The following is a 13,765-nucleotide window of genomic DNA, read 5'->3' as shown; positions in this document are numbered from 1 at the left end:
TTAGAGGAAATTAGTACAGCAGACGGGCGCGAATGGTTCCCGGAAGGGCTTTCATCGCCAGCAGCGCTTTTTCCGCCACATCTTCATCCGCTTCAATATCGATAACCACATAACCTACCTGCGCAGAAGTCTGCAGATACTGCGCGGCAATGTTGACGCCCTGCTCGGCAAAAATCTGGTTCAGCGCGGTCAGAACGCCAGGACGGTTTTCGTGAATGTGCATCAGACGACGACCACCGTGCAGCGGCAGCGAAACTTCCGGGAAGTTAACCGCAGACAGCGTGGAGCCGTTGTCGGAATACTTGATCAGTTTCCCCGCCACTTCCAGACCGATATTTTCCTGTGCTTCCAGCGTGGAACCACCAATATGCGGCGTCAGGATCACGTTGTCGAAATCACACAGCGGCGAAGTGAACGGATCGCTGTTCGTTGCCGGTTCGGTTGGGAACACGTCAATTGCCGCCCCTGCAAGATGTTTGGTCGCTAACGCGTCGCACAACGCAGGAATATCAACCACCGTACCGCGTGCGGCGTTAATCAGCAGCGCGCCCGGTTTCATCAGCGAAATCTCACGCGCGCCCATCAGGTTTTTGGTAGAGGCATTTTCCGGCACGTGCAGGCTCACCACGTCGCTCATATTGAGCAGATCGGAAAGATGCTGAACCTGCGTGGCGTTACCCAGCGGAAGTTTATTTTCAATATCATAGAAATAGACATGCATCCCCAGCGATTCCGCCAGAATGCCTAACTGAGTACCAATGTGCCCGTAGCCGATGATCCCCAGTTTTTTGCCGCGCGCTTCAAAAGAGCCAGTAGCCAGTTTATTCCACACGCCGCGGTGCGCTTTGGCGTTCGCTTCTGGTACACCGCGTAGCAGTAGCAGCAGTTCGCCAATCACCAGTTCAGCAACGGAACGTGTGTTAGAGAATGGCGCGTTAAACACCGGGATCCCGCGCTTTGCCGCAGCGCTAAGATCAACCTGGTTGGTGCCGATGCAGAAGCAACCAATCGCGACCAGTTTTTCTGCGGCGGCAATTACATCTTCAGTCAGATGGGTACGGGATCGCAGGCCAATGAAGTGAGCATCACGGATGGACTCTTTCAGTTGTTCGGTGTCCAGAGCGCCTTTGTGAAACTCGATGTTGGTATAACCTGCTGCACGAAGGCTCTCGAGTGCTTTTTGGTGCACGCCTTCTACCAGCAGAAATTTAATCTTATCTTTCTCCAGTGATACCTTTGCCATTTCCCCGACCCTGTCTTTTTTGTCCAATCTGATGTGTTGTGTGTGGGATTTTCATCCGCCTCTTCAACATATCAAAAAATAATATTGCAGCAATATGAACGTTTGCGTCGTCATGCTGAGGAAATGTCATTCAGCGGGAAATGTCAGAGGAAAATACTGGCGATAACTTTTTCTTTGGAGAGATCGGCAGGGCAATATTGTAAACGTGACACAAGTCACCAAATTTGCCCTGCCAAAATTTTTTTAACGGGAGAAGACGCTCCCATCAGATCATTTTACGATAGTTTTCACGCCGTCTGGGGTACCGATCAGCGCGACATCCGCACCACGGTTAGCGAACAAACCTACGGTTACCACGCCCGGAATCGCATTAATGGCGTTTTCCAGTGCGATAGCGTCGAGGATTTCCAGACCATGCACGTCAAGGATCACGTTACCATTGTCAGTTACCACGCCCTGACGGTATTCAGGGCGACCGCCCAGCTTCACCAACTGGCGAGCCACTGCGCTACGCGCCATTGGGATAACTTCTACCGGCAACGGGAAGTTACCGAGAATATCGACTTCTTTGGACGCGTCAGCGATGCAGATAAATTTCTTCGCCACAGAAGCAATGATTTTTTCACGGGTCAACGCTGCGCCACCGCCTTTAATCATCTGCATATGGCCGTTGATTTCATCCGCGCCGTCAACGTAGACGCCGAGGCTGTCCACTTCGTTAAGATCGAACACGTGGATGCCAAGGCTTTTGAGTTTTTCGGTCGAGGCGTCAGAACTGGACACCGCGCCTTCAATCTGACCTTTCATTGTGCCCAGCGCATCAATAAAGTGTGCGGCTGTTGAACCTGTACCTACGCCCACAATGGTACCGGGCTGTACATACTGAAGTGCCGCCCATCCTACTGCTTTTTTCAGTTCATCCTGCGTCATGATCGTTTCGCCTGTGGTGTGAATATGGTGGGAAAATTCACGCGCATTATAGAACATTGTGCAGAAAAATGTCCCCACACCCGCTCCCGGGTGGCTGATTTCGTCTTTACCCAACCCAAATTTGTGTCATAGTGCAGAACAAGCAAAAATTTCAGGAGTGCGCCAAAGCAATGAAACGTCCGGACTACAGAACACTACAAGCACTGGATGCGGTTATTCGTGAACGAGGATTTGAGCGCGCGGCGCAAAAGCTGTGCATCACGCAATCCGCCGTTTCACAGCGCATAAAACAGCTTGAGAATATGTTCGGACAGCCGCTGCTGGTGCGTACCGTACCGCCTCGCCCTACTGAACAAGGGCAGAAACTCCTGGCGCTCTTACGCCAGGTTGAACTGCTGGAAGATGAGTGGCTGGGTGATGAGCAAACTGGCTCCACGCCGCTGCTGCTTTCGCTGGCGGTAAACGCCGACAGTCTGGCGACCTGGTTGCTTCCGGCGCTGGCCCCGGTACTGGCTAATTCGCCAATTCGCCTGAACCTGCAGGTTGAGGATGAAACGCGAACGCAGGAACGTCTGCGCCGTGGTGAAGTGGTCGGTGCGGTGAGTATTCAACATCAGGCGCTGCCAAGCTGTCTGGTGGATAAACTTGGCGCGCTGGATTACCTGTTTGTGGGTTCAAAAGCGTTCGCCGAGCGCTATTTCCCGAACGGCGTCACTCGCTCTGCCCTGCTGAAAGCCCCGGCGGTCGCGTTTGACCATCTTGATGATATGCATCAGGCGTTCCTGCAACAAAACTTCGATCTGCCGCCAGGCAGCGTGCCGTGCCATATCGTTAACTCATCAGAAGCCTTCGTCCAGTTGGCCCGTCAGGGCACGACCTGCTGCATGATCCCGCACTTACAGATAGAAAAAGAGCTGGAAAGCGGTGAGCTCATCGACTTGACGCCGGGCCTGTTCCAGCGTCGGATGTTGTACTGGCACCGTTTTGCGCCGGAAAGCCGCATGATGCGCAACGTTACCGACGCGCTGCTGGCTTACGGTCACAACGTACTGCGTCAGGATTAAACTGTTTGTAGCCTCTGAGTGCCGGATGGCGGCGTAACGCCTTATCCGGCCTACTCCCTCTTACCGCTTTTTCATGTTATTCCCGCCACGTCTTTGAAATACATCACAAAATAAAACATACCACGCGGCAAAAAACGACGCCCTGTTGGCTATTTTTTGCTGGCGACAAGCCAAATGAAAAAGCTCACCGTATCTCGTAAAGATTCAACTTATTGCGTAATACGGAGCAAAAAATGGCTAACGTGCAAGAGTGGCAAACACTTGCCAATAAAGAACTCAGTCGACGGGAAAAAAACGTTGAGTCGCTGGAAAGACAGACGGCGGAAGGGATTGTCATCAAGCCGCTGTACACCGAGGCTGACCTCGATAATCTGGAAGTCACGGGCACCCTGCCCGGCCTACCGCCTTACGTGCGCGGCCCACGCGCCACCATGTATACCGCGCAGCCGTGGACCATCCGCCAGTATGCCGGTTTCTCTACCGCCAAAGAATCCAACGCCTTTTACCGCCGCAACCTCGCCGCCGGACAAAAAGGACTTTCCGTTGCCTTTGACCTTGCCACCCACCGCGGCTATGACTCTGACAACCCGCGCGTGGCGGGCGATGTCGGCAAAGCGGGCGTGGCGATCGATACCGTCGAAGATATGAAGGTGCTGTTTGATCAGATCCCGCTGGATAAGATGTCGGTGTCGATGACGATGAACGGCGCGGTGCTGCCGGTCCTGGCGTTTTATATCGTCGCGGCTGAGGAACAAGGCGTAACGCCGGAACAGCTCACCGGGACCATTCAGAACGATATTCTGAAAGAGTATCTGTGCCGCAACACCTACATCTATCCACCAAAACCTTCAATGCGCATCATCGCCGACATCATCGCCTGGTGCTCCGCCAATATGCCGCGCTATAACACCATCAGTATCAGCGGTTATCACATGGGAGAAGCCGGAGCGAACTGCGTCCAGCAGGTGGCGTTTACGCTGGCCGACGGCATTGAGTACATCAAAGCCGCACTGTCTGCCGGGCTGAAAATTGATGACTTCGCCCCGCGTCTGTCATTCTTCTTCGGTATCGGCATGGATCTGTTTATGAACGTCGCCATGCTGCGCGCGGCTCGCTATTTGTGGAGCGAGGCGGTCAGCGGTTTTGGCGCAACCAACCCGAAATCTCTCGCTCTGCGTACCCACTGCCAGACCTCCGGCTGGAGTCTGACCGAGCAGGATCCCTACAACAACGTGATCCGCACAACCATTGAAGCGCTCGGCGCCACGCTTGGCGGCACCCAGTCGCTGCACACCAACGCCTTTGATGAAGCACTCGGTCTGCCCACCGATTTCTCCGCCCGCATCGCGCGTAATACACAGATCATTATTCAGGAAGAGTCAGAGATCTGCCGCACAGTCGATCCGCTGGCCGGATCGTACTACGTGGAGTCATTGACTGATCAAATCGTGAAGCAGGCGCGCACGATCATTAAACAAATTGATGAAGCGGGCGGCATGGCGAAGGCGATTGAAGCTGGACTCCCCAAACGAATGATCGAAGAAGCTTCGGCGCGCGAGCAGTCGCTGATCGACCAGGGCAAACGCGTCATCGTTGGCGTGAACAAGTACAAGCTGGATAAAGAAGACGAAACGTCGGTACTGGAAATCGACAACGTGAAGGTGCGCAACGAACAGATTGCTTCACTACAGCATATCCGCGCCACTCGCGACAATGATGCCGTCAACGCCGCGCTGACGGCGCTGACCCACGCCGCGCAGCATAATGAAAATCTGCTGGCCGCCGCCGTTAACGCCGCCCGCGTTCGCGCCACGCTCGGTGAGATCTCCGACGCGCTGGAAGCCGCTTTTGACCGCTATCTGGTGCCCAGCCAGTGCGTCACCGGCGTGATTGCGCAAAGCTATCACCAGTCCGACAAATCCGCCAATGAGTTCGACGCCATTGTTGCGCAAACCGAACAGTTCCTCGCGGAAAATGGTCGCCGACCTCGGATCCTGATCGCCAAGATGGGCCAGGATGGTCACGATCGCGGCGCGAAAGTGATCGCCAGCGCCTACTCCGATCTCGGCTTCGACGTCGATCTCAGTCCGATGTTCTCCACGCCAGAAGAGATCGCCCGTCTGGCGGTAGAAAACGATGTACATGTCATAGGCGCATCGTCACTGGCTGCAGGGCATAAGACGTTGATCCCTGAACTGGTCACGGCGCTCAAAGGCTGGGGACGCGCAGATATCTGCGTGGTGGCAGGCGGTGTGATACCACCACAGGACTACGCCTTCCTGTACGAGCATGGCGTGGCAGCCATTTATGGCCCCGGCACGCCAATGCTCGACAGCGTCCGCGATGTATTGACCCGGATCAGTCAGCATCATGATTAACGCCGCCACGCTTGACGATGCCGTCCGACGCTTGCGGCGCGGTGAACGGGCCACGCTTGCCCAGGCGATGACGCTGGTTGAAAGCAGCCACCCGCGCCACCAGCCACTGAGTACGCAATTGCTGGACGCGATAATGCCGTTCACCGGTAACGCGCTGCGTCTGGGCATCACGGGCACGCCGGGCGCGGGCAAAAGCACCTTTCTGGAGGCGTTCGGTATGCTGTTGATCCGTCGGGGATTACGGGTGGCTGTGATTGCGGTCGATCCCAGTAGTCCCGTTAGCGGCGGCAGCATTCTTGGCGATAAAACCCGGATGACGGAACTGTCCCGCGCAGAATCGGCATTTATCCGCCCGGTGCCTTCCAGCGGTCATTTAGGCGGCGCCAGCCAGCGCGCCCGTGAATTAATGCTGTTGTGCGAAGCGGCGGGTTTTGACGTGGTGATTGTGGAAACCGTCGGCGTCGGGCAGTCAGAAACTGAAGTCGCCGGCATGGTGGATTGCTTTATCTCACTGCAAATTGCCGGCGGTGGCGACGATTTGCAGGGCATCAAAAAGGGCCTGATGGAGATGGCGGATCTGGTCGTCATCAACAAGGACGACGGTGATAACCGTAACCAGGTTGCCATCGCCCGCCATATGTACGAATCCGCCCTGCATATTCTGCGCCGCAAGTATGACGAGTGGCAGCCGCAGGTTCTGGCCTGTAGCGCCCTGGAAAAACGTGGCATCGAGGAGATTTGGCAGGCGATAACTGACTTTAAAACGTGCCTTACCGTCAGCGGTCGACTGGAAAAAGTCCGCCAGCAGCAAGCGGTGGACTGGTTACACAAGCAGGCTGAAGAAGAAGCTTTGCATCTGCTGTTTACCCGGACTGATTTCGACCGTTATTTCCAGCAGACGCTGCAGGCCGTCAAAAATAACGACCTTTCGCCGCGTACCGGTCTGCGTCACATTAGTGAATTTATCCAGCATCATTACTTTGAATAAAGAGAACATTATGTCTTATCAATACGTCAACGTAGTCATCATCCAGAAAGTCGCGGTCATTGAGTTCAATTACGCCCGCAAGCTCAATGCGCTGAGCAAAGTGTTTATCGACGATCTGATGCAGGCGCTGAGCGATCTTAATCGTGCGGAAATTCGCTGCATCATTTTGCGCGCCCCGAGCGGGGCCAAAGTGTTCTCTGCCGGGCATGATATTCATGAACTTCCCTCAGGACGTCGCGATCCGCTCTCTTATGACGATCCGCTGCGCCAGATCACCCGCATGATCCAGAAATATCCAAAACCAGTGATCTCCATGGTTGAGGGGAGCGTCTGGGGCGGCGCGTTTGAGATGATCATGAGTTCCGATCTCATCATCGCCGCTGAAACCTCTACCTTCTCGATGACACCGGTCAACCTCGGGGTACCGTATAACCTGGTCGGCATCCACAACCTGACCCGCGATGCTGGGTTCCACATCGTGAAAGAGCTGATCTTTACCGCCTCGCCGATTACCGCTCAGCGTGCGATGGCCGTCGGGATCCTCAACCATGTGGTTCCTGTCGACGAACTGGAGGATTTCACTCTGCAAATGGCGCACCACATCTCGGAGAAAGCGCCGCTGGCCATCGCCGTCATTAAAGAAGAACTGCGCGTGCTGGGCGAAGCGCACACCATGAACTCAGACGAATTTGAGCGTATTCAGGGCATGCGCCGCGCGGTGTACGACAGCGAGGATTATCAGGAAGGGATGAACGCGTTTATGGAAAAACGTAAACCCAATTTTGTCGGCCATTAATCACGCCTGAGGAAGGAGACGGCCATGAAACGGATGAGTGCCGAAGAAGCGGCAGAAATTATCCAGCACGACGATATGGTGGCATTCAGCGGCTTTACCCCTGCGGGTTCGCCAAAAGCATTACCTAACGCAATTGCTCAACTCGCTTGCGAACGGCATCAGGTCGGGCAACCTTTTCAAATCCGCCTGCTGACAGGAGCCTCAATTGGCGCTGCCGCTGATGATGCGCTATCCGCGGCGGATGCCGTTTCCTGGCGGGCACCTTATCAAACATCATCTGGCCTGCGCGAGAAAATTAATCAGGGCCAGGTGAGGTTTGTCGATCTCCATTTGAGCGAAGTGGCGCAAATGGTTAATTATGGTTTTTTTGGCGAGATCGATGTTGCCGTCATTGAAGCCTCCGCCATTGCGCCAGATGGTCGGATTTGGCTTTCCAGCGGCATCGGTAACGCGCCGACCTGGCTGCTGCGGGCGAAAAAGGTGATTATCGAACTGAATCATTACCATAACCCGCGCGTGGCGGAGTTTGCCGACATTGTGATACCCGGCGCACCGCCGCGGCGAAACAGCGTGCCGATTTTTCACACCATGGATCGCGTGGGCAGCCAGTGTGTGCAGATAGACCCGAAAAAAATTATCGCGGTCGTGGATACCGAACTGCCCGATGCCGGAAATGCCGCGGATAAGAGTAATCCGGTCAGTCAGCAAATTGCCGATAACGTGGTGACATTTCTGCTGGCGGAAATGGCGCACAAACGCATCCCAGCGGAATTCCTGCCCTTACAAAGCGGCGTGGGCAATATCAACAACGCGGTAATGGCGCGATTGGGCGAGAACCCGGATATTCCACCCTTTATGATGTATTCCGAGGTGTTGCAAGAATCTGTGGTGCATCTGCTGGAAACGGGCAAGATAACCGGCGCCAGCGCCTCCAGTTTGACCATTTCAGCCCCGTCGTTGCAGAAGATTTACGACAACATGGACTTCTTCGCCAGCCGGATTGTGCTGCGCCCGCAGGAGATTTCCAATAACCCGGAAATCATTCGTCGGCTGGGCGTCATTGCGCTCAATGTCGGTCTGGAGTTTGACATCTACGGTCATGCCAATTCCACACACGTAGCAGGTGTAAACCTGATGAACGGCATTGGCGGCAGCGGCGATTTCGAGCGTAACGCCTACCTGTCTATTTTTATGGCGCCGTCGATTGCCAAAGGCGGGAAAATCTCCACCATCGTGCCGATGTGTAGCCATGTCGATCACAGCGAACATAGCGTCAAAGTGATCGTCACCGAACAGGGGATTGCCGATCTGCGTGGGTTATCCCCGATGCAGCGGGCGCACACGATTATCGATAACTGTGCGCATCCTCTGTATCGGGACTACCTGCACCGTTATCTGGAACGAGCGCCCGGCGGGCATATCCATCACGATCTCAGCCATGCGTTCGATCTGCATCGTAACCTGATCGAAACCGGATCGATGCTCGTTTAACTTGCCGTACCCTCACGATCTTCAGCAATATGCTGAAGCATCGTGGCGGTATAACGATGGTTTTTCAGCGAATAGAGAAACTCCTGCATATACATAGGGCTGCCGGGCGCATCGAAATATTTCAACGTCGAGGGGTTAACCAGCCGCCAGGCGAAATGGGGGATCACCGTCAAAAACTGCCCACGCTCCACCGCGCTAATCTTGGCCATAAAGCTGTACGGGCGGTAGATAATCGTCGGATGAATTCCGCAGGGCCGCATGTAAGCATCGAGCATCGCCTCAAAGTTGGCGCGATTCTGGAAGCGCATTTGCAGCCATGGCAGCTCACGTAGCAGCTCATGCGGCTGTTTTTCTTCGTAGCGCCGGGAAACGAGAAACCCCAGACGCAGCGGAGACAACTCGCTAATCGCCAGATTTTCCAGTTCCTGCACGCGAGGGGAAACGTGCTGCGGTGAGATAATAAAATCCAGTTTCCGATCGAACAGGTTATCGATCACCCCATTCTCGCTGAATTCAATGGCCTGAGCCGTCACGCCATCGTACTTGTCGCCAAGGCTAATCAACTGGTCGAAAATAATCGTTGGATAGGTATTGTCGATGCCGATGACGATTTCTCGCGAGCGGCGAGAGGCGTTATGGATTTCGTTATCAATAGCAGAGAGACGCTGATAAACAGGGAACAGTTTCTGATAGAGCTCCTGCCCGGCTTTATTCAGGCTGATGTTGTTATCTTTGCGGGTAAACAGCGTATAGCCGATTTGATCTTCCAGTGCGGCAATGCTTTTACCGAAAGGCGATGCGGTCATATGGATTTTTTCTGCCGCTCTGGCGATGTTATTGGTTTGCGCCAGCAGAATGAAATTACGCATCTTTTTCGAGATAAAAATATCCATAGCGTCCCCTTAAAAATCGCTATGGCCTATCCTCATTACGGCGAAAAAAAAGACTGGATGTGAGATCTCATTTTTACAGTTGCTCACAGAAAAAACCCGGCTGGAAGGCCGGGTTTGAAAAGATTACTGGGTTTTGGCAGGTGTGGCTGCCGGCTGCCCCGCCGTCGGTTCAATCTGGAAGACCACATCAACCTGATCGTCAAACTGAATAACCGGCTGTTCGTAGGTTTCCTGAGCGGATGCCGCAGGCGCTGCATCTGCTTTCATCATCCGTACCATCGGGCTCGGCTGATAATTGGACACGTGGTAGCGCACGCTATAAACGGGTCCCAGTTTGCTGTTAAAGCCCGCCGCCAGCTGTTCAGCCTGATGAATTGCATCATCAATTGCCGCTTTACGCGCCTTATCTTTGTAGGCATCCGGTTGGGCGACGCCAAGCGATACCGAACGGATCTCATTCAGACCAGCCTTTAGCGCGCCATCAAGCAGAGCGTTGAGTTTGTCCAGCTGACGCAGCGTCACTTCAACGGTACGCACCGCACGATAACCTTTGAGGATGCTTTTGCCGTTCTGGTAATCGTAGTCCGGCTGCGTGCGCAGGTTGGCAGCGCTAATGTCTTTCTTCGCTATCTGATTCTGCTCAAGGAAGGACAGATATTGCGCCACGCGCTCATCGGCTTGCTTCTTCGCTGAAGCCGCATCCTTCGCAGCAACATTGACTTCAATCGCCAGGGTGGCGATATCAGGCGTTGCATCCACGCTTGCCGTTCCGGAAGTCACGATGTGCGGTCCGTTTGGCAACTCATTTGCCTGTACCGATAGTGCGCTGAATCCGACTAATGCCGCTAGGGCCATTATTTTGAACTTCACGGTCGTTCCTCCATGTTTCATTAATTACCCCGAAACTCAGGGCACATGCAGGCAAGCTTAGCCGATCTCGCTGCGTTGTCCATCAGACAACACTTAGTTGAACAGCGCATGAACATGCGTAACACCTTCTTTTGCCAGCTGAAAAGCGATAAACCACATCACTAATCCTACTAAGATATTGATGATGCGCTGTGCTTTAGCAGTGCGCAGACGCGGCGCCAGCCAGGCCGCCAGCAATGCCAGACCAAAGAACCACAGAAACGAGGCGCTGACGGTACCCAACGCAAACCAGCGCTTAGGTTCAACGTCCAGTTGGCCTCCGAGACTCCCCAACACCACAAAGGTATCCAGATAAACGTGTGGGTTAAGCCAGGTCACCGCCAGCATAGTGGCGATGATTTTCCAGCGCCCCTGCTTCATTACTTCAGCGCTGGCCAGTTCCAGATTACTGCTCATCGCCGTTTTTAACGCACCGAAACCGTACCAGAGTAGAAACGCCACTCCCCCCCAGGTGACCAGTGCCATCAGCCACGGTGACTGCATCAGCAAGGCGCTACCGCCAAAAATCCCCGCGCAAATCAGCACCAGATCGCTGATGGCACAGAGTAATGCAATCATGATGTGATACTGGCGACGAATGCCCTGGTTCATTACAAAGGCGTTTTGCGGACCAAGCGGTAGTATCATGGCCGCGCCAAGCGCAAGCCCTTGAAAATAATAAGATAACACGTTACTCATCCCGAACTATTTCTCTTAGGAGCAGACTATAGCGCGGGAGAATCATTAGCGGAAATTGATAATATTAATCGTAGATTAGAGAAATTAATGATGGGATATTTTGCCGGATAGCAGCTAACGCCTTATCCGGCCTACAGTATAGAAATCTGACCAGGCCGGATAAGCGAAGCGCCATCCGGCACCGTGGTGCAGAAAAAGATTACTCTGCCGCGTTCTCTTTCACACGCTTGAAGTTCACATCCATCTGCGGATACGGGAAGCTGATGCCGTTGGCGTCAAACTCGCGCTTAATACGCTCCAGTACGTCCCAATAGACGCTTTGCAGATCGCTGCTGTTGCTCCAGACGCGTACAACGAAATTAATCGAAGAAGCGCCCAGCTCATTCAGACGCACCGTCATTTCACGATCTTTAAGGATGCGCTCGTCGGATTGGATGATATCGGTGAGGATTTTCTTCACCTGATCGATATCGGAATCGTAGGCCACGCCGATAATGAATTCGTTACGACGAACCGGTTCGCGAGAGAAGTTAATGATGTTCCCGGCAATGATTTTACCGTTCGGGATCACCACAATCTTACCGTCTACGGTACGCATGGTGGTAGAGAAAATCTGCACGTTAAGTACGGTTCCCGCTACGCCGCCGAGGTCTACATACTCACCCGCGCGGAACGGACGGAACATCACCAACAGCACGCCGGCGGCAAGGTTGGACAGCGAACCTTGCAGCGCCAGACCCACGGCTAAACCTGCGGCACCGAGAACGGCGATCACGGAGGCGGTTTGCACCCCAACGCGGCCCAGCGCGGCAATCAGCGTGAAAGCGATAATACCGTAGCGCACCAGTGCGGAGAGAAAATCGGCAACCGTTGCATCAATTTTCCGCGACACCATCAGACGGTTAACGGTGTTTGATACGATACGCGCTACAATCATACCGATGATAACAATGGCGATGGCCGCAACGATGTTGACGGCATAGCTCAACAGCAGTTCCTGATTGCGGACCAGCCAGGTGCCCGCCCCGTTTATGCTGTCGACAACATTCAAATCTTCCATTCACTATTCCTTTTTTGCTTACCCAAATGGGAAAAAATAAAGCCGCCCCGCCGGGACTGGCAATCTGACAAGAGTAAACAATAAACCTGATTTTTGCCAAACAGATCACAGAAATCTCTGCCAGCAGCCTGTTGAAATGGCAATAAAAAAGGCCCGCATTGGCGGGCCTCATGTCACGTAGAACGGCGTAAATTACAGAACGTCAACCGCGTTCAGTTCTTTGAAAGCCTGTTCCAGACGGGTGATCATGCTTGTCTGACCAGCACGCAGCCAAACGCGCGGATCGTAGTATTTCTTGTTCGGCTGATCTTCGCCTTTCGGGTTACCCAGCTGGCCCTGCAGGTAAGCTTCGTTTGCTTTGTAGTAGTTCAGAACACCTTCCCAGGTCGCCCATTGGGTATCGGTATCGATGTTCATTTTCACTACGCCGTAGCTTACGGAGTCTTTGATTTCCTGAGCAGTAGAACCGGAACCGCCGTGGAAGACGAAGTTCAGGCTGTTGTGCGGCAGGTTATGTTTCTTAGAAACATAGTCCTGAGAGTCGCGCAGGATGGTCGGGGTCAGAACCACGTTACCCGGCTTGTAAACGCCGTGTACGTTACCGAAGGAAGCGGCGATGGTGAAACGCGGGCTGATTTTGCTCAGCTCGGTGTACGCATAATCAACGTCTTCCGGCTGGGTGTACAGTGCGGAAGCGTCCATGTGGCTGTTGTCCACGCCGTCTTCTTCGCCACCGGTGCAACCCAGTTCGATTTCCAGGGTCATGCCCATTTTGGACATGCGCGCCAGGTATTTGGAGCAGATTTCGATGTTCTCTTCCAGAGACTCTTCAGACAGGTCGATCATGTGAGAAGAGAACAGCGGTTTGCCGGTTGCTGCGAAGTGTTTTTCACCCGCGTCCAGCAGACCGTCGATCCACGGCAGCAGTTTCTTCGCGCAGTGGTCAGTGTGCAGGATAACCGGAACACCGTAATGTTCAGCCATCTGGTGAACGTGATGCGCGCCAGAGATAGCACCCAGGATTGCAGCGCCCTGAGGCACGTCGGACTTCACGCCTTTACCCGCGATGAAAGAAGCACCACCGTTGGAGAACTGTACGATTACCGGCGCTTTAACTTTTGCAGCGGTTTCCAGTACGGCGTTGATGGAGTCGGTACCAACGCAGTTAACAGCTGGCAGAGCAAAGTTGTTTTCTTTAGCTACCTGGAAAACTTTCTGTACGTCATCACCAGTGATTACGCCTGGTTTTACGAAATCAAAAATTTTAGACATGTTGCGAGTCCTGTATCTTCGGCCTTGGAAAGGGCGCGCGCT

General features: G+C 53.8%; 12 protein-coding genes. 5 read left to right on the top strand and 7 right to left on the bottom strand.

Translation table 11 applies throughout. The features are described 5' to 3' along the window. Positions 1 to 10: 10 nt before the first annotated feature. Together serA and rpiA are read right to left on the bottom strand one after the other, a co-directional pair. Positions 11 to 1,243, bottom strand: a complete 1,233-nt coding sequence (gene serA, locus ICA20_RS04505; protein WP_006686878.1) for a phosphoglycerate dehydrogenase — start codon at positions 1,241 to 1,243, stop codon at positions 11 to 13. A gap of 270 nt (positions 1,244 to 1,513) precedes the next feature. Next, positions 1,514 to 2,173, bottom strand: coding sequence for a ribose-5-phosphate isomerase RpiA (gene rpiA, locus ICA20_RS04500; RefSeq protein ID WP_016154364.1), 660 nt, complete (start codon positions 2,171 to 2,173; stop codon positions 1,514 to 1,516). A gap of 170 nt (positions 2,174 to 2,343) precedes the next feature. Here rpiA and argP point away from each other — a divergent pair, with 170 nt between their 5' ends. The 5 genes from argP (at position 2,344) to ICA20_RS04475 (ending at position 8,890) form a co-directional block, all read left to right on the top strand. Beyond that, positions 2,344 to 3,237, top strand: a complete 894-nt coding sequence (gene argP / locus ICA20_RS04495; RefSeq protein ID WP_032940465.1) for a DNA-binding transcriptional regulator ArgP — start codon at positions 2,344 to 2,346, stop codon at positions 3,235 to 3,237. 233 nt (positions 3,238 to 3,470) lie between these two features. After that, positions 3,471 to 5,615 (top strand): methylmalonyl-CoA mutase, encoded by a 2,145-nt coding sequence (gene scpA, locus ICA20_RS04490; RefSeq protein WP_038633528.1) that lies wholly within the window; start codon positions 3,471 to 3,473, stop codon positions 5,613 to 5,615. After that, positions 5,608 to 6,603, top strand: a complete 996-nt coding sequence (gene meaB / locus ICA20_RS04485) for a methylmalonyl Co-A mutase-associated GTPase MeaB (RefSeq protein WP_038633531.1) — start codon at positions 5,608 to 5,610, stop codon at positions 6,601 to 6,603. The genes scpA and meaB overlap by 8 nt, the downstream gene beginning before the upstream one ends. A 10-nt stretch (positions 6,604 to 6,613) precedes the next feature. Continuing rightward, positions 6,614 to 7,399, top strand: coding sequence for a methylmalonyl-CoA decarboxylase (scpB, locus tag ICA20_RS04480; protein WP_038633533.1), 786 nt, complete (start codon positions 6,614 to 6,616; stop codon positions 7,397 to 7,399). A gap of 24 nt (positions 7,400 to 7,423) precedes the next feature. Next, on the top strand, positions 7,424 to 8,890 hold the full coding sequence (locus tag ICA20_RS04475) for an acetyl-CoA hydrolase/transferase family protein (RefSeq protein WP_038633535.1): 1,467 nt from the start codon (positions 7,424 to 7,426) through the stop codon (positions 8,888 to 8,890). Here ICA20_RS04475 and ICA20_RS04470 read toward each other — a convergent pair. The 5 genes from ICA20_RS04470 to fbaA all read right to left on the bottom strand — a co-directional run bounded on the left by ICA20_RS04470 (position 8,887) and on the right by fbaA (position 13,723). Further along, a complete protein-coding gene (locus ICA20_RS04470) occupies positions 8,887 to 9,783 on the bottom strand; it encodes a LysR family transcriptional regulator (protein WP_038633537.1) in 897 nt (298 codons plus the stop codon). The genes ICA20_RS04475 and ICA20_RS04470 overlap by 4 nt on opposite strands. Positions 9,784 to 9,906: 123 nt before the next feature. After that, positions 9,907 to 10,653, bottom strand: coding sequence for an oxidative stress defense protein (locus tag ICA20_RS04465; RefSeq protein ID WP_003027002.1), 747 nt, complete (start codon positions 10,651 to 10,653; stop codon positions 9,907 to 9,909). A gap of 93 nt (positions 10,654 to 10,746) precedes the next feature. Further along, entirely contained in the window at positions 10,747 to 11,382 is a 636-nt protein-coding gene (argO, locus tag ICA20_RS04460; protein ID WP_038642859.1) for an arginine exporter ArgO, read from the bottom strand. Between the two features lie 208 nt (positions 11,383 to 11,590). After that, positions 11,591 to 12,451 carry a small-conductance mechanosensitive channel MscS gene (locus ICA20_RS04455; protein WP_038633539.1) on the bottom strand — a complete coding sequence of 287 codons (861 nt, stop codon included), beginning with the start codon at positions 12,449 to 12,451 and terminating at the stop codon, positions 11,591 to 11,593. Positions 12,452 to 12,643: 192 nt separating this feature from the next. Then, positions 12,644 to 13,723 carry a class II fructose-bisphosphate aldolase gene (gene fbaA / locus ICA20_RS04450; RefSeq protein WP_038633542.1) on the bottom strand — a complete coding sequence of 360 codons (1,080 nt, stop codon included), beginning with the start codon at positions 13,721 to 13,723 and terminating at the stop codon, positions 12,644 to 12,646. Positions 13,724 to 13,765 lie beyond the last annotated feature (42 nt).

It is taken from the genome of Citrobacter sp. C5_2, from assembly GCF_014596845.2.
Lineage (GTDB): Bacteria > Pseudomonadota > Gammaproteobacteria > Enterobacterales > Enterobacteriaceae > Citrobacter > Citrobacter werkmanii.
The sequence above is the reverse complement of the archived record's forward strand: the minus strand, read 5'-3'. Positions and strand labels throughout refer to the sequence as shown.

Bases quoted from the DNA above. Each gene is read 5' to 3' on its own strand.
- meaB (WP_038633531.1), top strand. From the start codon at position 5,608: ATGATTAACGCCGCCACGCTTGACGATGCCGTCCGACGCTTGCGGCGC.
- ICA20_RS04475 (WP_038633535.1), top strand. From the start codon at position 7,424: ATGAAACGGATGAGTGCCGAAGAAGCGGCAGAAATTATCCAGCACGAC.
- serA (WP_006686878.1), bottom strand. From the start codon at position 1,243: ATGGCAAAGGTATCACTGGAGAAAGATAAGATTAAATTTCTGCTGGTA.
- argP (WP_032940465.1), top strand. From the start codon at position 2,344: ATGAAACGTCCGGACTACAGAACACTACAAGCACTGGATGCGGTTATT.
- rpiA (WP_016154364.1), bottom strand. From the start codon at position 2,173: ATGACGCAGGATGAACTGAAAAAAGCAGTAGGATGGGCGGCACTTCAG.
- ICA20_RS04455 (WP_038633539.1), bottom strand. From the start codon at position 12,451: ATGGAAGATTTGAATGTTGTCGACAGCATAAACGGGGCGGGCACCTGG.
- scpB (WP_038633533.1), top strand. From the start codon at position 6,614: ATGTCTTATCAATACGTCAACGTAGTCATCATCCAGAAAGTCGCGGTC.
- scpA (WP_038633528.1), top strand. From the start codon at position 3,471: ATGGCTAACGTGCAAGAGTGGCAAACACTTGCCAATAAAGAACTCAGT.
- fbaA (WP_038633542.1), bottom strand. From the start codon at position 13,723: ATGTCTAAAATTTTTGATTTCGTAAAACCAGGCGTAATCACTGGTGAT.
- ICA20_RS04470 (WP_038633537.1), bottom strand. From the start codon at position 9,783: ATGGATATTTTTATCTCGAAAAAGATGCGTAATTTCATTCTGCTGGCG.